Origin of the sequence: Moorena producens PAL-8-15-08-1 (assembly GCF_001767235.1) — a bacterium.
Classification (GTDB): Bacteria; Cyanobacteriota; Cyanobacteriia; order Cyanobacteriales; family Coleofasciculaceae; genus Moorena; species Moorena producens_A.
Genome location: NZ_CP017599.1, coordinates 7,808,919 through 7,827,482, shown reverse-complemented (window position 1 = coordinate 7,827,482; position 18,564 = coordinate 7,808,919). Strand labels below are relative to the sequence as shown.

Here is an 18,564-nt window from a genome sequence, read left to right as displayed (position 1 = left end):
GATTCCGGAGAGTGACAGAAGAGGGATAGACAAATCGTGTCAATCTTGAGATTGAACTATAACGCTAATTTAATTGGACTAGGTTCAAAACATGGATGCAGAAAGCGATCAAAATCAAGGTGCAAATAGTCAAGCACATCTTCGACTTTATCTGCAACAATATGCGCCACCCCAAACAATTGACTAATTGTCGGTTCGCTTGGTAAATAGTTAAGTAGTCGATTCCCAAAGATATTGCGGAATGATTCCTGATCAATAAGATATTTTTCGGGAGTATAGTGGGGTGGTAAACTACCAATAATAAAGGCATAAATCTTATAATTATCTACATTGGCTAGTAGGGAATTCCAATCTGGCGATTCATCGGTAAAAAAAAGCTCATAGGGATTGAAACCAAAGGCATACTCTACAGTGTCAGGTAGAGCAACTTCTCCAAAGCGCAAGGGATTTAACCTGGGGGGGCGACGAAATACGCTAAAATCCAGACTCTATAAGCGACCTAGCCCTTAGACCTCGTTGATAATACTTTCGTTTATTAGGATTTAATCTCATTAATTCGGTTACTAATTCTATACAAACATCTTTAAAATTAACCCAGGTTTGACCATATAAACCAACGTAAAAACTACTATGCCTCCGCTCTATTCGACCAGATTCTTTGACACGACCAATATAGTTTTGTATTCCTTGACGTTTAATCTGCTGACCTTGAAATGTTGCCGAAGTGTAAGCTATAGCTATCAATAAAACTATAGAAATAAAGCGTTCACCTTCAAGCTTGGTGTCCTCTAAATTATAACCACCTGTTTTAAAATCTCTAAACATCTCCTCGATATCAAATCTTTTTTTATAAGCTGAAACTGCCGACTTTAAGTTAGATAAATTGGTCAGTAAAAACCATCCTTCTTTCGGGGATGTACCTTTGAGTTTACGTTGCCATTTACAAGCTACATTAAACTTGAAAAATCCCCTAGTCTTGGTCACTTTAACTCCTTGGATAAATAAAGACACTCCAGGTACTAAACCTAAATCATTGAGTTCAACCCAATTATCTTTTTTATATTCAACAAATTCATTCTTTTTTAAGCGTAAACAAAAAAATACACCCAAGTCTTGTAAGTATTTTGCTAATTTAACTGAGCAAAATTCTCGGTCTCCTAATAGGCAGATTTTATAGTTTTCAAAAATTGGTATAACCTTTGATAATACACTTTTTTGTTCTGTTAAATTACTACTCCCTAACTTTGGCAACAAAGTAAAATAGATTGGAAACCCTCTTTTATCCCAAATTAAGCTAACCATGACTAAATTAATGTGACCCCAATTTGTTCTATCAATTGCTAGATAAATTAACGTTTCCGAGTTGAAGTATGTTTTTAATAATTCTTCAACTATTGGAAACCAAACTTCTTCAATTGTTAAGTTTGGTAAAGATAGAAATCTTTGGATTCTTTTTCTTCTACTTTCAAATTTAATCGGTAAAGGGAGAGCATTGGCTAACTTTTCTACACTAACTTTTTTAATTGAATGTAAGAGATTAACGAAAATTTTTAAAAAAATATATTCGGCTAGAGTAAATTTACTTTTTAGGTGGTTTTGGTATAATGTGGATAACATTGTCAACAGGTAGGTTTTGTTGCAAATAGAAGACCTACCTTTTTTTTACCATAAAATTGTACAACCTTTACATAGCAATCATTTGAGCCTGTTTCGTCACCCCGTCAGGGATTTAACTCAATAGGGAAGAGAGTTCCATTACTAGATAGTCTAAACTCAAAATGAAAGGGAAAACGGCGTAGATCAAGCTTAGCTCCAATATAGTTCATCACTTCCATGGTGGGCTCTATTGTTTTAGCTACTACTTGCTTCGATGTATAGTAGACTGTGTCACTTACATCAGAGTTTGATAGGAAAGGATGCTGATAAATACCAGTGATTATGGTTTTGCCATTTTTGTCCCAGAAACCATCGCAGGCAAACTCTTCGCCCTCTACGAATTCCTCTACAAGGAAACGAGAGTCGCTTAAAACAGTAGAATTCATTTGTTTTGTGGCTCTATTAATATCTTCAAGAACCCAATCTACTGCCTGATCCCATTCCTCTTGTCCATGCACAATGCGAACGCCTATAGAGGCAGTTCCTATGCTGGGCTTAAGTACTACCTTATCAATTTTTGGTGGAAACTGAAAATCCCCCAGAGCATCCCTTGTCAGTTCCAGATAAAATAAGTCCGGATACAAGTCTTTGAATAGCCGACGGAAGATTGCTTTATTTTTAAATGTCTTAACTTGATTTAAACGTTGTTTTGGTAGATTCTGAAGGATAAAAGAGAGACTTTCTTCCCAGTTTATCATTACTGCTGTGTCTTGATCTTGCATTAAAGATACCGCTTGGGCATCTTTAAGAACACTGATTGTTTTTGGTAGGGGAGCCATCGGTGGTTGCCCATAGACAGAAATTCCTAGGCGTTTGATTGCACGTAGCAAGGAAGAGGAGTGGAGAGGCCCGGCAATAAAACAGCAAATAGTATTTGCTGTTGTGATGTTCTTATTCATTAACCCTCTAAGGTAAACTTTCGGGCTGGAGTCTAGGTGAAGATTGGCTTTAGAGCACTACCCACAGGGCAATAACATCTGCATAAATATTGTTTCATATTTCCGTAAAGTTATCAATGCCTAAGTCCTAAAGATAATCTAAAGATAATTTTTAGTAGTCCTAAATCAAAGTGTTATTTTCTCAGGTTATTGGTTATTGTTTGTGAAATTTGTTTTAGTTTTATGACTGCTATAGAGTTGGCACTATCTTTAACGGAACATCAGTCTTATGTTAGAGATGCATAGAAAGCGTAATTGATCAAGCCAAATTAGATAGGTTTGCCCTCACTCAAAAGACGTAATCATTAAGGAATAGATTGTGAAGTGGGGAAGGTGTGCTAGAATTAGCGGCGAAGTTTACTCTAGAAAAAAAAATGAGCACTGAAACAAGTTTTGAAATGACGGGATATGCCAAGAGGAAATACAATGTCACTGCACCTATCAATGTTGATGTGGCGAGAAACTATCTCAGAGCAGTAGTGGCGATCGCTAGTGCTGATGGGGAGTTAGCACAAGAAGAAATAGATTGGTTTATGGAAGAACAGCAGCAGATGGGAACACCATCTGACCTCCTAGAAGAAAATGTCATAAAATTCGATGGTAAAAATGCCGATATCGAACAGTTATTGAGCGCTATTCATTATGATTTTTCTATAAATGTCGGCCATTCTATGTTATATCAAGCCATAAAAATGAGCCGTGCTGATGGAGTGTACCACGAAAAAGAAAAAGCAGCTGTTGATCGAGCAGCGGAAATTTTAGGAATTGAACGGAAAGTAGTTGTTAGCCTTGAGTCTTTGGCGGAAATAGAAGAGTCAGCCGACCGGCTACGACTAGCGATATTTGAAACTGACGTTGAATAGTTTCATTCATCAACTATTTTATAGCTGATTTTTATAACATCTGTAGTTTGAGCTTACTTTTCACCAAAACTTACCCTTTGACAAAAGAACACAACCAGAAGTGAGCGGAGATTGTAGGGATTTAACACCCCCCACTTCTGGTTGACTGACTTTACTAAGAAGTATCGTCAAAAGACATTACCGTGAACTCCAGCGGATACTTGTTACGCTCATCTTGTTGGTGAGAAGCGTACGTTAGTTCTGGGTCACATCTACCATTGAAGAAGAAAATAACTCTATTTCCCACTAATATTGCACGCGGTTAAGGGCCACAATTACTAACCAAGATTGCTGCTCACAAGGTAAACCGGGTGGGCGGTAGTAATGATCAAAAATCTCAAATCCTGCTTGTTCAACACAGGGAGCCAAGCTTTGATATTCCCAACCTACAACATAGCGATAGCCGGTTGGACGAACACTATAACCCTCATGATCACCACGAATCATTGACATAACTATGGCACCATTGGTAACAAGCGATCGCTTTAAATCCTTAAGTACCCTAACCATGGAAGCACGGGGAATATGAATCAGGGATGCATTGGCAAAGATCCCATCAAAGCTGTTTGGTGGCAGCTTGAGGCTCAGAAACGATTGCTGCCAAACCTCGCATCCTGAAATCTGTTGCGCCATCTTAACAAATGCTGGTGTGGCATCGAGACCAATCACTTGATGACCCTGGTCTTTAAAAGCAACCAAGTCTCTACCAGGACCACAACCTAAATCCAGAATCTTGCCTGGATTACGGGGCATAGCATCCACCAAGGCGTTGCGATTTTGAGACACATCGTGATTCCAGGTGCCTTCCCGGAAAGATTCTGCTGTTCCTTGATACTCAGCAATTGTTACTATTTCGTATTCTTCCACAATAGTTCAACCTGGTGATACTGAAGCAAATTTTACTAATAACTGGATAATAAACTCAGCCGCAGTGATATAAATTCGTTGTGGGGGTTGCTCACCTCTAGGCACTTGAACCCACCAGCCTTGGCATCTGGGCGATCGCCACAAGTCCAAATGGGCTATTGGTGGTGAAGCATAGAAACTGTCTTCCCCTGCTCCCAATAGGGCTGAACTCCAGTGGCTAAAATAATCGTGACTAATCCGGTGGATGGGAAAATTGCCATACAGAGGGACACCCCAGCCATCAACAGCGATCAATGCTTGGATGTTTCCTCCCAGTAGCTGCCAACCCCAAGCTGCTGCGATCGCACCCACTACCCCAGCACTGAAGCTGATCAAGACTATGGGAGTCTTCACCAAACCAATGTGACGTTGCAAGAACTCTAAAATATGAATAGCAGAGTAAGCTGGGTAGTCCTGAGTTGGAAAAACTAACACTTTCTCAGTCCAAGGACTTGATAGCTCCAAACTTGCTAAAAAATCCTGGGTCAGTTGGGGGTCATGGATACCGGGGCAAATAATTAAGTACGGGGACATAATCAAACGGCAAAGACGCAAAGAACAGGAATCAGCTGGATGTGTAAGACAGTTAAGATTAAGAAATGACTATCAGGACTTACGCGGTTAAGTTGATTTCGCCCCCCTAGCCCCCCAATTCTGGGGGGTAATGATGTCAAAGTCCCCCAGAATTGGGGGACCAACGGGGGCAAATCCGTAAGTCCTGACTATTGAGAAATGACTAATGACTAATGACCAATTGTCCCAAATGCCATCAACCTATCAATAGTAAGGTAATTACCTGTCCCCATTGTGGAGCAATCCTTAAAGCCTATGGTCATCCGGGGATTACCTTACACCAAACCACAGGAGATACACCCTTGTGTGAAACCTGTACCTATCATGCTGATGATACCTGTACCTTTCCCCAACGTCCCTATGCTAAGGAGTGTACCCTTTACGAGGATAGTTCCGAAAGTACCTCAGAGCCTGAGCAGATTTATAATCCCCAGCGTGGCTTACTCGAATCCGTCAGGCTCTGGTGTCAAAGAAACCCAGCCTTACTAGGTCTATTGGTATTAATCGCTGCTAGCTTTTTGCTAGCCCTGATGGCAACTAGGTGAAGTAAACTAGTACTCCGTCAAAATTTAATCGACTAAACATGATAGTACTAAGCACTACGAAATTGATAAATTACTAGCAGTCGCTGAGTCGGTTGGTATTGTCTGTGATGTGTCTACTTGCAAATGTTCTTTAACCGTAATTTTTTGTTCTTCACACACCTCTAAATCAAACCAGAATGTTGTCCCAACTCCCACTTCACTGACTAAGTTTACTCGACTATGATGTCTTTCGATAATGTTTCTGACAATTGAAAGCCCCAATCCTGTACCTTCCAGGGTATGAACTCGGTTTTCTACCCGGAAAAATCGGTCAAAAATCGCCTGTTGGTCTTCTGGAGCAATGCCAATTCCCGTATCAGAGATTTCAATTCGCACCCTGCCTTTTCCTTCTTGGGGATTGAGTTCTGGTTCTAATTGATAAGCACGAATTACCACTCGTCCACCAGGCTGAGTGAATTTCAAGGAGTTGCCCACTAAATTAGCCAAGACTTGGAGCAACAAATCGTAGTGACCCATAACTGGTGGTAAATCTGGTTGAATCTCCTGAGCCAGTTCAATAGTTTGGTCACGAGCGTTGAGCTGATAAGTGCGCAGGGTTTGCTCTATAGGTCGAACAATGTCAAAGGGTTCAAGTTGATAAATTCGACAAGATTCCAGCCGTGATAAATCTAGGACATCGTTAACTAGACGGGTTAGTCGGTCAGTTTCCCGATTAGCCGTGTCAAGAAATTCCTTGCGCTCCGCTTCACTAAGTTCTTCCCCGTAGTCGTGGAGGGTTTCGATAAATGATTTAATGTTAAATAGAGGTGTTCTTAGTTCGTGGGAAACATTGCTGATGAAATTGCTTTTTGCTTGATTAAGTTCCACCTCACGGGTAATATCCTGAACAGTGATAGCAATTCCGTTAATATTTTCCCGGTATTGGTTGAGTACCTTACTTAGCAGAATGCGAACTGTACGAGAGACCGGTTTGCTCAGAGTAATACGAAACTCTTCACCTTCGCGGGATTCCCGTTCTGTTTCTGTCTGTTTCTCCGCTGTAGCCATTTGATAAAGCGGTCGTGTGAGTTCCATTGCAACCACATCAGGCAGATGGTATAAGACATTTTTACCGACAATGTCTTCGTCCTCCCAACCAAAAATCCGCCGTGCTGTCGGGTTGACTAACATTACCTGAAAATTGGTATCAATCAGTACAGCACCATCGGCAATTGTGGAAACTAGAGTCTCTAACTTAGCTTTTTCTGCGGTAAGTTCTTCAATATTTTGCTCCTCATAGCGTTCTAAGCGCTCTGCCATGTCATTGAAGCTACACACCAATTCCCTCAGTTCTACTCCCGAAGGCATCTCAATCCGCTGCTTGAAATTACCAGCAGCAATATTTCTCACCCCTACTAGTAGTTCTTTTATGGGCTTAGTGATATTCAAGGCGTTCCCCACTGCACCTAAAATCACCATCACCCAGATCGAGATAAACACAGCAATAGTCACATCTCTGGTTAAATTGGAGGAAACCACCACCGTAGGGTTAGGGTTAATCCCGACAGCTAAAACCCCTAAGTATTTGTTTTCGTCAATTAAGGGAACAAACACATCAGTGACTTGACCATCAGGAGTCAGGTGCTGCCGTGCCATGGGCTGATCAGAGTTTTTGGCGTAGCCCTCGGGTAGCTCAATCCGACGCTTAATAGTTAAAGAATTCTTTACTTCTGCTGCAGAGAAAGGAATACCAAAGATTATTTCCCCATCCTCGTCAGCATAGATAATGTAACGGACACTGGAGGTACTACTGTAGAAGCGGCTGGAAAAGCGAGCTAGTTCGTCGAAATTATTTGCCGCAACATGAGGTTCAACGTTGGCAGCCAGCAAGAGACCGAGATCACGACCAAAGCGAGTGTCGTTCATCCTAGCATCCTGCTGAATCGTATTCACTGCCCAGAAGGTCAAGCCACTCATGAGCAATGAGACAACCAGAGTTGCTGCTGCCATTAGCTTGGTCTGGAGGGTAAACTCCGACCACCAACGCCTGATAATGTCGATAAGGGTTTTTAGCAAAGCTAGCAAGGTGGGTTCAACTCTCTCAACAGGGAAGACAACAACACTCTTACCAAAAGTAGATGCTTTGCCACAATCAAAGCATGTACTTTTGGCTATCCTCCAATTATAGAGCCATAAAACCTTACCTCTTGAGTGGAAATTGACACTCCCCGGTCTTTAGACGCGGGGATTCTTCGCTCAACGACCCAACTTGCTGTTCTTGGCCGGAGCCAAGAACAGTAGAGGTCAGGTCTCCCGAAGCGTTTACTGGATCCAAGATCCAGGTTCCGGTGTGCCCCACCGTACCCAAGGCTCTTTTTAGGATATTGATTGCAGCGTTGTGGTCTCTGTCTAACTTACAGCCACATTTACAGACGTGAGTCCTGGTTGATAGTGACTTCTTGACCACTTCGCCGCATTCGGAACAGTTTTGACTCGTATAAGCAGGGTTGACCGCTACAGTTACCCTGCCAAACTTAGCACCAAAATGTTCCAACCACTTCCTAAACTGATACCAACCTGCATCATTAATAGATTTAGCCAGACAGTGATTTTTTACTAAATTCTTGACCCTTAAGTCTTCATAGGCGACCAGGTCGTTAGACCGGACTACGCAGCGCGCCAATCTCTTTGCGTGCTCTTCACGTTGCCTACTTATCTTAAGGTGCTGCCTGCCTAATCTATTGATGGCTTTTTTCCGGTTAGCAGAGCCTTTCTTTTTCCGGGAAACCCGGCGTTGATAAAACTTTAGTCGCTTTTCCCCAGTTCTATAAAATCGGGGATTTGGTTCGGAGTTCCCATCAGAGTCAGTGTAGAACTCTTTTAGCCCTACATCTAACCCAACGGTACTTTTGGATGGTTCTAAATCCTCTACCACATCAACTGAAACGCAGAACTGGACGTAGTAACCATCAGCTCTTTTTACAATCCGAACCCGCTTGATTTGCTTTTTATCGAAACGCCACAAATCCCAATTACCCTTGAGTTTGAGCTTTCCAATGCCTTTTTTGTCACTGAAGACTATTGACTTCTTGTCAGGGGATAATTTCCATCCTGACTGTTTGTACTCGACCGATCTACAATGCTTTTGAAAACGGGGAAATCCTTTCTTCCCAGGCACTTTCTTTTTACAGTTGTCAAAGAATCGAACAACTGATGACCATGCCCTTTCAGCGCTAGACTGACGAGCAGTAGAGTTTAACTCATTAGCAAAAGGGAATTTTTTAGCAAGAACTGCACTGTATTTGTTTAGGTCAAATTTGTTAAGCCCTTTATTGTCCATCCAATATCTAAGACAACTATTTCGGATGAATTTCACAGTCCGAATAGCCTCATCTATAGCTAAATACTGAGATGGTTTTCCTTTCGCTTTAACCTCTAAAATAATCATCAGTTTCGACCTTACTGCGACTATTTTAGTCTAGCACTGCCAGACTAAAATGTCAAATCCTAGTCAATGTTCTTTCAAGGCGGCTAAAGCCGCTATTCGCTTTCATCCCGGAGACGAAACCTGATTAATAGGGCAGCCTTAATCATAAAGTTTTAAACCTTTTATGCATAGCCGACAAACCATAAAGGCTGCCCTATTCTTGCGGTAACTTCTAACCCGCTCTAAAGAGACGGGGTTGAAAGCGTTTCACCTCTTTATAAAGATGATGGGTGTTAGGTGTTAGGTGTTAGGTGTTAGGTATCGGGTTTTAGGACATCAAGCCTAATCCTAAAGTAGCTAGATTATGGTGATGCTTAATGCTTCACTCTTAAAGTTTAAAACTTTATTAATAAAGCATAATTTAACTTTTTTGATGCTTTAACACCTAATTATGATGCTTTAACACTCAATTATGCTACATAAAACTTAACACCATTAGCCTCAAACCTGAGACCTAACACCGATCACCTCATCACTCTTCTTACCCAGATAGGACAAAATCCCAAGGCCTAAGCCCACACTGCTAGCAGTCACTAACCAAAAACCACTGGTAAATTCTGGAGATTGGTCTAATGCCCAACCTCCTAAAGACGGTCCAATAAAGTAACCTACTGCCCAACACTGAGATTCAAGGGAAAAGTAAACTCCTCGCAACGATTGTGGAGCTAAATCCCCCACCAAAGAAGAGGCAGAAGGGAGATAAATTACCTTAGCCAAGGCTAATAGTAATAAAGCACAAAGTGCTGGAATAACTGCTAGCTTAGAAACAACTCCTGTGAGCCACACTAACACAAATCCTCCAGACCACAGAAGTAAAGAAACCATCAGAACATTGGTGCGTTGAAAATGGTTGAGAAACCGGGCAACAGGTAATTGGAAAATGGCACTAAAGGCGACATGCCAGAAGAAAATAAGACTAATCGTTTCTGGAGCTAATCCGGTTTCTGTTCCTCCTCCTGGCACAAAATTGGCAAAATAGAGGGGCATAATGCTATTGAGTTGAGCATCATAGGTAGTGAAGAGAGTATTCCCTAGTAACCAAATCATCAAAAAGCGATCGCTTAGTGCTTGTTTCCAGGATTGGGTAGGGGATTGAGGCACCTCTTGAACGTTTTTTGTTTCTGCGATCGCTAAATAAATCACAACGAAGAAAATCACATAAAAAATACTTTTTAGCACAAATAAAGTACGGTAATTACCAGAATTGGCAATTAACTGCCCTGCCCCAATAACTCCCAATCCTAGTCCTAAGCTATCAGCTAAACGAGTCACTGAAAAGGCTTCATTACGCTGAACAGGAGTGGTTAGATCGGTGACCAGTGCCTCATTAGGCGGCCAATATAGACCAATCCCTAAACCCATCAGTAAGTTAGCAATAACCAGAGTTTGGAAATTATAGGTAAACGCTAAACAAAGGCTTGCTAGAGCAGAAACAGCTGCCGAGAGTAGCAAAGTTTTCTTGCGTCCCCAAAACTTGGAATCAGCCAAAGTTCCTGATATCAAGCGTCCTAGTACTCCAGAAATTGAAGAACTCCCTAGAGCAATCCCAACTTGGGTGGCGGATAAACCAATCTGATTAACAAAAAAAATCGAGGCATAAACTAAAGTAAACCCCTGACCGATGTGCAATAACAATCGACCGCTTGCCAGAATCCAAATCTCTTGCCTTAATGCTGGCACTAAAGATAATAATTTATTGATCAATTTCCGTAAGGTTAAAAGGTTGAGGGGTTGAGCCATTGAGCAGCATTTACAATTCTTTACATCTAAGTAAATAGTATAGGGTAATCGCAATAATCAATGAGGAAGCATTATGCTAATGACTATTGATCAAGAAGTTCAATAGTGCTGATCATCAAGGCTAAATAGGGTCATAGCTGCCAACCAAAAGATTCTATTGTGACAGTTGACGGGGTGGAATGTGGTATCTAGCAAGGTTCCCGCTTTTTAGTGGACAATAGTAAGTATCTGTATCCTAAATCAGCCCCCCTTGCATTCCTAATTAACTAGGAATATTGCTTATGTCATCGCCACAGGAGGGTTCTATCACTATTGCCCTCAAAACCAATACTTCTCAGTCTAAACTGTTGGAAGCTTTAGCTTTATGGCAAGAGCTAGGTTTGCTCTCTGAGACTAGCATCGACATCATATTTAAAACTAAAGCTTCCCATCCCGCCCTTTTAGAGGGATTAGATGCTTGGTTACGTTTGGGTTTGCTTCAGGAAACCTTTGTTAAACGGTTGTGTCGAGAACATCTCACCTGTGCTTTACCAGAACCTAGTGTAACTCCAAAGGTTTCTGCTATACCAGTCTCCAAACCAGCGCCTCAACTAGTCTCACCTTTAGCTAGCAATGACTTTGCACCGGAGACACCCAAACCGAAGAAACCCAACGGGATTGCTCAAATGTGGCAATCCCTTCAAGCAGAATTCAGTGTCCGCTGGTTGCTATTCCTGGGTATGTTTATGGTGGTGGTATCCTCTGGGGTACTGGCTGCTAGTCAATGGGACAATTTCCCAGCTGCTGGACAGTATGGAGTATTGCTTGCCTATACCTTGAGCTTTTGGGGGATTAGTGCTTGGACAACCAAACAAGGGAATTTACCGTTAACGGCTCAGACCTTGCGAGTTGTCACTCTGTTGCTCATCCCAGTCAATTTTTGGGCAATGGATGGCTTTGGCTTGTGGCGTCATCCTTTAAATTGGCTAGTGGTAGCGGTGGCGACAGTAGCACTAAGTGCGATAGTACTAAGTTCGATACTCTTAGGTCGCGGCTACGGGAACGGATTTTTACGATTACGACAACAACAATCATTTCCCTTACCCATTATTAATTATTTAGGTCTGAGTTACCTAAATTGGGGTTGGGGTATCCCTGGATTTCCCATAGGAGCAGTTTATTTGGGCATTGGTAGCACCATCGCTACCTTATATATAGAATCGAGATCGAGAAAGCAAAATTCAGCGTTTATTTTTGATGTTGCTGGCTTCCGCATCTTAGTTTATGGCATCGGCATCCTGCTATTTAGAGCCATTTTTGTCATAGGTGTCGATATTGAACAACTGGGGTTAGGTATTGGGATGTGTGGTTGGTTTCTCTACTGGCTATCCCAAAAGCCTCAGGCACCATCTGTCCCCGTCTCCCCGTCTCCCCGTCTCCCTATGATTTGGTTAGGGGGTAGCTTGCTGGTGCTGGGTTGGCTAGTTTGTGTAGCAGCTGAGATTCCTTGGCAAGCCATGATTGTCAGTGGGCTAGGGGTGTGGTTATTTGTCAATCGTTTACTAAAATTTTGGCGACGTTCCGATTTAGCCGCCATATTAGCCATTGGCTTACAGATGGTTTGGCTTTCATGGCGATTGATTCCGCCATCAATACAAACCTCGCTACTGGAAACAGCAACTACGTTAACCCATTCCCAAGAAACTCCCTATGTATTGTTGAGTTTAGTACTGTTTCCCTATCTGGTTTTAATTGTTGGGTTAGCAGATTGGTTATATCAGCGCAAAAAACATGATCTGGCAGAATTTGCAGAAGTCATTGCTCTAGGAATAGGAGTTAATCTGACTACTCTGTGTTTTTCCAATCCCCTATTACTCACGATTAATGGTATTAATTCTGCTATCACTTTAGGGATTGTGACTCAGCGACAGTGTAGCTTAGGGATTAAGCATCATCTGCGCTTAAGGGTCTACCTAACCCACAGTACTGCGATCGCAACCGTTATCAGTGCCATTAACTATCTCTTTCCCAACCTACATTTCGGCGGCTTTTCAGCAATTTTATTAGCCCTGATGGTAGCAGAATGGAGCTTGAGTTTAAAGATTCCCGCTACTTCTGACTATGTCAAGATCTGGCGAGAGAGTGCTTGGCACTTAGGTTTAAGTTTAGCTGGTCTGAGTTATCTATTATTGTGTGTTAACTATAGTGCCTACGACGTTAACCCAGATAGTTACCTGAGAGCATGGGGTCTGTTGTGGCTAATCACTCCATTATCTCTGACTGGTTTAGCACGTGGTTATCGCAGTTGGCAACCCCCTCAAGACAAGTTTGTGATCCGGTTGAGTGTAGTTGCTGTAATCCTATCCCAATTCCTGATCCTAGGAATACCAGGAATGCGGTTAATCAGTTTAGCGATCGCTACAGCACTGATGTTGGTTAATACCCGCTATTTAAAGCAATTAACATCAGCAGCAATTACCGTAGGATGCGGCATCAGCTTAATCGGATTCCTGCTTTGGGATGGCATCCTTGGGTTTCCCCAACTGTCTGGACAAGATTGGTTTGTTGTGGGAGCGATCGCTATTTTCACCTTATGGTTATCGCGAAGCTGGTTACTTCGTGTTAGCAAGATACAGGATAACCAATCAAAATTTAAAACTTCACATCAACAAACTAACCTACCCGAAGGTAACGCCAAAGGCGAACAACAAACTAACCTACCCTTCTCGAACGCCAAAGGCGAACAACAAACTAACCTTGGCCAAAAGGCCACGCTACGCGAACAACAAACTAACCTTGGCCAAAAGGCCACGCTACGCGAACAACAAACTAACCTCCCAAAACTCTATGCACAAGCGATGGATGGGTGGGCGATCGCACTGTTTATTTTTCAGCTAATTCTGCTGACTTGTTATTCTCTGATAGTCTACATTGGGTTTGGGTCACCAACATGGTTTATGGTCATTGTAAATGCAGTGACCTTAGGAGCGATCGCGTATCGCAGTTTTCCTTATCCATCCAACTGGGCTATTTATGGGATTGGTTGGAGTGTGGAACTGTTAACTATAGAAGCGCTGGGCTTATTTGATCATCGACTGATCTATTTAGCTGTTGCTAATACAGTATTAGGACTAATTGCTCAATTTTTAGGAGATTGGTGGCGACGCCGATCTAATCTCGACACAATACCTAGTAGCTGGCATATTATTCCCCTGCTATACGGTAGCTTAGGAGCGCTCTTACGTTGGGGAACCTTTACCAATTCGACTGGTTTATTCTTTTTTGCCCTTGCAATAATTGCGATTGGGGTAGGGCGTCGCCGTGCAGAATTTAAACCTCTAATTTACCTTGCGCTAATTGGGATATCGGTTTCTGCCTATGAACTATTGTTCTATCAATTATCCCAATTAGGAGGAGGAGCAAAAGGGGATGGATTGATTATAATGGCAGTGCTTGGCACTAGTATTATGTACGCCTATCGGGTATTGTCTCCTTGGCTGAAAGGATATCTACATTTTACCCCCAAAGAACTAAAGGTTATTTCCCATCTCCATTGGGTATGGAGTAGTTGTTTGTTGATAACAGCAACAACTGAGCCGATTGAATCCGCTATGATGCTGGGATTTAGTACTGGCGCATTTTTAGTTATCTATGCTATTTCTCAAGGACGGAATCAGTCCAATCCCTTCCTTGGAGAAATCTGGGTTTATTTAGGTTTTCTTGAAGCATGGGGGATGCGGCTGTATTGGATAAATACCCCTGTGGCGCGTCTGTTATCGGGACCATTAGTGCCTTGGAAAGGTGCGATCGCATCCTTAGTGGCTTACTTTTTGTATTTCCTACCTTGGGAAGATTGGGGTTGGTCAAAACGTCCTTGGCAAATCGCTGCTTTCTTAATCCCCCTGATTGCCATTGCAGAAAATCCCTATAGCGGTAATTTAGCTAGTTTGCTGATTATCGCAGCTTTCTATATTATTCTTGCTATTGTTAATCAGCAAATTCGGTTTACCTTTATCAGTGTAATAGTAATTGACTGGATGTTACTCCGTTGGTTTGAACAACTACACTTAACTGCTGCTCTTTGGTATGTTCTCCCCTTGAGTTTATCCTTACTCTATATTGCCCAAGTCGATCCCTATCTAAGCCAACCCCCCCAAAAACAAATACGTCACAATCTCCGGTTAATCGGGACTAGTATGATTTGTTTGGTTTCCTTTTGGACTGCTCAATGGCTTGGGTTCTTAACTGGGGTAATTAGTGTAGTGCTAATTTTTGCTGGATTGGCGATGAAAGTAAGAGCATTTCTTTATGTCGGGACTGGAACATTTTTAATTAATGCGATCTACCAACTACTGATTTTTAGCCTTGATTATCCATTTTCTAAATGGGTGGTAGCCCTGTTTGTCGGAATTGGGTTTATCTGGATTGCCGCTACCTTTGAAACTCGCCGTGATCAGATTACAGCTTGGATGAATCAATTCCAAAGTTGGGAATAACTTTTGGTTGAAGGTTGAAAGTTTAAAGTTCAAAGTTTAAAGTTTAAAGTTCAAAGTTGAAATTTCAAAGTTTAAGGTTAAAAGTTGAAAGTTGAAGGTTGGATGAGGTTTACCAAAGACAAAATCACTGATGGTGACGTTTACGCTATGGTCTGTTTTTTATGACTTTTTCGCCCTTAGTCCCAATCTAGTATTTCCAAATAGATCCTAAAAACTAATGCTGATTGATCCGAACAGCAAAAAATATTCCGCTATGGGACAATGCTAAATAGGGAGACAGAAATGCTATCTCCCTATTGAAAACTATTATTTAAAACAATGCGTTAAAAAATAGTTAGGCATCATTTAAAGCAGCAATTCCAGGTAGAACCTTGCCTTCGAGTAACTCAAGGCTGGCACCACCACCGGTGGAAATGTGGCTCATTTGCTCAGCAACACCAACTTTTTCGACGGCAGCTACTGAGTCACCACCACCAATGATGGTAGATGCACCTGTCTTGGTCAGCTCAGCCATAGAGTTTGCGATCGCTTCTGTCCCCTTGGCGAACTGATCAAACTCAAACACTCCCATCGGACCATTCCAGATCACAGTTTTGCAATCTGCCAAAGCCTCCTGAAACACCTTGACAGAATCTGGACCAATATCCAAACCCATCCAGCCATCGGGAATAGCTTCAATACTGACAGTCTGGGAATTAGCATCAGGGGCAAAATTATCTGCGATAACCACATCAGTGGGCAACAGCAATTGTACACCACGCTCTTTTGCCTTAGCTTCTAAAGATTTCGCCAAATCCAGCTTATCGTCTTCCACCAGGGACTTACCCACACTCATACCACGGGCCTTGTAGAAGGTAAAAATCATTCCACCGCCAATTAGCAGTTTATCCACCTTCTCCAGTAGAGTATCAATCACCCCAATCTTACTGGACACCTTAGAGCCGCCAATAATTGCAGCTAGAGGCTTTTCGGGATTTTCTACAGCATTTTGTAAATACTGCAGTTCCTTCTCAATCAAGTACCCAGCTACAGAAGGACTCAGGTAATGGGTGACTCCCTCAGTAGAGGCATGAGCCCGGTGGGCTGTTCCAAAGGCATCATTGACATACAAATCAGCAAGGGATGCCAACTGTTTGGTGAATTCTGGGTCATTCTTTTCCTCCCCAGCGTGGAAGCGGAGATTTTCCAGTAAAGCCACCTGACCATTTTCCAAAGCACCAACTTGGGCAGCCACCTCGTCCCCAACACAGTCTTTACACATGGTCACCGGTTGACCCAGGAGTTCCGAAAGACGCTCAGCAACAGGGGTTAGACGCAAGCTTTCTTTCACTTGTCCCTTGGGTCGTCCCAAGTGGCTACACAGGATTACCTTTGCCCCTTTCTTAAGTAAATCTTGAACAGTGGGTAAAGCAGCACGAATGCGAGTATCATCGGTGATGGTGCCATTGTCATCCAGGGGTACATTCAGGTCTGCTCTGACCAATACCGTTTTTCCGGCTAAATCTGATTCACTTAAATTGGCTACACTTTTCTTGGACACAGTATTAATCTCCTAATTGCTATTGCCTGCTAATCCCTGACTATCAGCCGTGTTGCCGGATGATTTTACTTCAGAGAGTCGCTGTACATTAACTGGTAAGTCACCAGCTGAATGACCAGGACAAAAGGTATTCTTTTGTTAAGACCGTTCACATTTTACCGGAGTCCGGATCCTGGAGGAAATCTGTGATATGTTCAATACCGTTGTATTTCCCATTGACTCAAGTCGAGAAAGCCGTGAAGCTGCTGAGGTTGTTGGGAACATAGTGCAAAAGTACGGCAGCAATCTATATCTGCTGTCAGTGGTTGAAAAACCTGACCCTGGCCAGGGTACAGCTGCTGCTCCCGAGGCAATGACATCCCCTGAAGTAGTAACAGAACTGCTTAACGGTGCCAAAGCACTATTTGCTCAGGAAGGCATTGAAGCCAAAACCCTGGAGCGGGAAGGAAAGCCTGCCTTCGTGATCTGCGATGTGGCTGACGAAATTGGGGCAAATTTAATTGTCATGGGCTCTCGGGGGCTAGGCTTGACAGATGAAGGTATAGCTAATAGCGTGGCCGATCGAGTGATTAATTTGTCCCCTTGCCCAGTTTTGATTATTCCCTAATTTGTGATTAGTCATTGGTTTCATAAAATTCCTTGGTTACTAATTGTCAATTGCCAATGGTCGATTTTCAATTAACTAATGACCAATGACTAATCAGCAATGACTAATGACTAATGGCTAATAACTCATGACAATCCAGTGGTATCCCGGACACATTGCCAAAGCCGAGCGAGAACTCAAGGAACAGTTGAAGCGAGTGGATGTGGTATTAGAGGTGCGGGATGCTCGGATTCCCCTCTCTACTCATCATCCTCAAACCGAGCAGTGGGTGGGTAATAAAACTCGGGTGTTAGTGATTAACCGGGTGGATATGATTGAGCCAAGGATGCGGCAACTTTGGGAATCGTGGTTTCAACAGCAAGGGGATATCCCCTATTTCACTAATGCTCAACAGGGTAAGGGTATCCGCGCTGTGGCTAAAGCCGCCCAGACAGCTGGGGAGGAAATCAATCAACGTAGGCGCTCACGGGGAATGCGACCTCGTCCTGTCCGAGCTGTGGTAATTGGATTTCCCAATGTTGGTAAATCGGCTTTAATTAATCGACTTTTGGGACGTCGTGTGGTAGAAAGTGCTCGTCGTCCCGGTGTGACACGCCAATTGCGTTGGATACGTATTTCTGACCAACTTGAACTACTTGATGCTCCTGGTGTTATTCCTGCCAAGTTAAACAATCAGCAGCAGGCGCTCAAGTTAGCTATCTGTGATGACATTGGTGAAGCATCTTACGACAACCAACGGGTAGCAACAGCACTGGTTGCATTCCTGAAAGATTTAGATAATATGAAGGAGTACACTCTTTTATTAAAGTCTTCTTTACAAAAGAGGTACCAACTAGACCCAAACCCATTAAGCGCTGAAGATTACTTACATGGTTTAGCCGACTATCGCTATCAGGGAAACATCGAACGTACAGCGCGGCAACTATTGGGGGATTTTCGCAAGGGTTTACTCGGAGCAATTGCATTGGAAGTACCACCAGAAGTACTACCCTAAGTACCACCAATGTAAATCCTTAGCATCTACAGCATCTACACAAGTAAAATTACAAGCCCGATTCTACTAGTGAGTACTAGCTAGTGAGCGTCCTACTAGGGAGTATTACTAGGGAGTCTTTCTAGATAGTCTTTCTAGGGGGCCTAAGTTCCCTATGGATATGTTTGTCTATAAAAGGAAAGAATTTAAGTCTTATTGAACCAATATTGTCAATATCTCTTG

At 42.6% G+C, this 18,564-nt stretch carries 14 protein-coding genes; 5 read left to right on the top strand and 9 right to left on the bottom strand.

The window, feature by feature from the left end:
- Positions 1-56 precede the first annotated feature (56 nt).
- The 3 genes from BJP34_RS28720 to BJP34_RS28710 all read right to left on the bottom strand — a co-directional run bounded on the left by BJP34_RS28720 (position 57) and on the right by BJP34_RS28710 (position 2,555).
- On the bottom strand, positions 57-443 hold the full coding sequence (locus BJP34_RS28720) for a hypothetical protein (protein WP_070395293.1): 387 nt from the start codon (positions 441-443) through the stop codon (positions 57-59).
- 31 nt (positions 444-474) lie between these two features.
- Complete coding sequence (locus BJP34_RS28715; protein ID WP_070391951.1) at positions 475-1,617, bottom strand: IS4 family transposase; 1,143 nt, start codon at positions 1,615-1,617, stop codon at positions 475-477.
- 104 nt (positions 1,618-1,721) lie between these two features.
- Positions 1,722-2,555, bottom strand: a complete 834-nt coding sequence (locus BJP34_RS28710) for an ATP-grasp domain-containing protein (RefSeq protein ID WP_229424072.1) — start codon at positions 2,553-2,555, stop codon at positions 1,722-1,724.
- A gap of 413 nt (positions 2,556-2,968) precedes the next feature.
- Between BJP34_RS28710 and BJP34_RS28705 the strand changes: the two genes are divergently transcribed.
- Positions 2,969-3,457 (top strand): TerB family tellurite resistance protein, encoded by a 489-nt coding sequence (locus BJP34_RS28705; RefSeq protein ID WP_229424071.1) that lies wholly within the window; start codon positions 2,969-2,971, stop codon positions 3,455-3,457.
- Positions 3,458-3,742: 285 nt separating this feature from the next.
- Here the strand turns inward: BJP34_RS28705 and BJP34_RS28700 are convergent, their stop codons facing one another.
- Both BJP34_RS28700 and BJP34_RS28695 read right to left on the bottom strand, forming a co-directional pair.
- Complete coding sequence (locus BJP34_RS28700) at positions 3,743-4,363, bottom strand: class I SAM-dependent methyltransferase (RefSeq protein WP_070395291.1); 621 nt, start codon at positions 4,361-4,363, stop codon at positions 3,743-3,745.
- Positions 4,364-4,369: 6 nt separating this feature from the next.
- Positions 4,370-4,936, bottom strand: coding sequence for a hypothetical protein (locus tag BJP34_RS28695; protein WP_070395290.1), 567 nt, complete (start codon positions 4,934-4,936; stop codon positions 4,370-4,372).
- A 212-nt stretch (positions 4,937-5,148) separates the two neighbouring features.
- On the opposite strand from BJP34_RS28695, the gene BJP34_RS28690 reads away from it, so the two are divergent.
- Positions 5,149-5,520: a zinc ribbon domain-containing protein gene (locus BJP34_RS28690; RefSeq protein WP_070395289.1), complete on the top strand. Its 372-nt coding sequence runs from the start codon at positions 5,149-5,151 to the stop codon at positions 5,518-5,520.
- Positions 5,521-5,574: 54 nt separating this feature from the next.
- On the opposite strand, the gene nblS is transcribed toward BJP34_RS28690, so the two are convergent.
- The 3 genes from nblS to BJP34_RS28675 all read right to left on the bottom strand — a co-directional run bounded on the left by nblS (position 5,575) and on the right by BJP34_RS28675 (position 10,726).
- Positions 5,575-7,584 (bottom strand): two-component system sensor histidine kinase NblS, encoded by a 2,010-nt coding sequence (nblS, locus tag BJP34_RS28685; protein WP_070395288.1) that lies wholly within the window; start codon positions 7,582-7,584, stop codon positions 5,575-5,577.
- Positions 7,585-7,699: 115 nt separating this feature from the next.
- Positions 7,700-8,947 carry an RNA-guided endonuclease InsQ/TnpB family protein gene (locus tag BJP34_RS28680; RefSeq protein WP_070395287.1) on the bottom strand — a complete coding sequence of 416 codons (1,248 nt, stop codon included), beginning with the start codon at positions 8,945-8,947 and terminating at the stop codon, positions 7,700-7,702.
- A gap of 480 nt (positions 8,948-9,427) precedes the next feature.
- Positions 9,428-10,726: an MFS transporter gene (locus BJP34_RS28675; RefSeq protein WP_070395286.1), complete on the bottom strand. Its 1,299-nt coding sequence runs from the start codon at positions 10,724-10,726 to the stop codon at positions 9,428-9,430.
- Positions 10,727-11,007: 281 nt separating this feature from the next.
- On the opposite strand from BJP34_RS28675, the gene BJP34_RS28670 reads away from it, so the two are divergent.
- Entirely contained in the window at positions 11,008-15,201 is a 4,194-nt protein-coding gene (locus tag BJP34_RS28670; RefSeq protein ID WP_070395285.1) for a DUF2157 domain-containing protein, read from the top strand.
- Positions 15,202-15,535: 334 nt separating this feature from the next.
- Here BJP34_RS28670 and BJP34_RS28665 read toward each other — a convergent pair whose 3' ends face one another.
- Positions 15,536-16,741, bottom strand: a complete 1,206-nt coding sequence (locus BJP34_RS28665) for a phosphoglycerate kinase (RefSeq protein WP_070395284.1) — start codon at positions 16,739-16,741, stop codon at positions 15,536-15,538.
- A 190-nt stretch (positions 16,742-16,931) separates the two neighbouring features.
- On the opposite strand from BJP34_RS28665, the gene BJP34_RS28660 reads away from it, so the two are divergent.
- Positions 16,932-17,348: a universal stress protein gene (locus BJP34_RS28660; RefSeq protein ID WP_070395283.1), complete on the top strand. Its 417-nt coding sequence runs from the start codon at positions 16,932-16,934 to the stop codon at positions 17,346-17,348.
- A 127-nt stretch (positions 17,349-17,475) separates the two neighbouring features.
- Positions 17,476-18,342 carry a ribosome biogenesis GTPase YlqF gene (gene ylqF, locus BJP34_RS28655; protein WP_070395282.1) on the top strand — a complete coding sequence of 289 codons (867 nt, stop codon included), beginning with the start codon at positions 17,476-17,478 and terminating at the stop codon, positions 18,340-18,342.
- Positions 18,343-18,564 lie beyond the last annotated feature (222 nt).

Coding starts and splice junctions, on each gene's coding strand:
- BJP34_RS28715 (WP_070391951.1), bottom strand. CDS start 1,617: ATGTTATCCACATTATACCAAAACCACCTAAAAAGTAAATTTACTCTA.
- BJP34_RS28710 (WP_229424072.1), bottom strand. CDS start 2,555: ATGAATAAGAACATCACAACAGCAAATACTATTTGCTGTTTTATTGCC.
- BJP34_RS28705 (WP_229424071.1), top strand. CDS start 2,969: ATGAGCACTGAAACAAGTTTTGAAATGACGGGATATGCCAAGAGGAAA.
- BJP34_RS28695 (WP_070395290.1), bottom strand. CDS start 4,936: ATGTCCCCGTACTTAATTATTTGCCCCGGTATCCATGACCCCCAACTG.
- BJP34_RS28690 (WP_070395289.1), top strand. CDS start 5,149: ATGACCAATTGTCCCAAATGCCATCAACCTATCAATAGTAAGGTAATT.
- BJP34_RS28680 (WP_070395287.1), bottom strand. CDS start 8,947: ATGATTATTTTAGAGGTTAAAGCGAAAGGAAAACCATCTCAGTATTTA.
- BJP34_RS28675 (WP_070395286.1), bottom strand. CDS start 10,726: ATGGCTCAACCCCTCAACCTTTTAACCTTACGGAAATTGATCAATAAA.
- BJP34_RS28670 (WP_070395285.1), top strand. CDS start 11,008: ATGTCATCGCCACAGGAGGGTTCTATCACTATTGCCCTCAAAACCAAT.
- BJP34_RS28660 (WP_070395283.1), top strand. CDS start 16,932: ATGTTCAATACCGTTGTATTTCCCATTGACTCAAGTCGAGAAAGCCGT.
- ylqF (WP_070395282.1), top strand. CDS start 17,476: ATGACAATCCAGTGGTATCCCGGACACATTGCCAAAGCCGAGCGAGAA.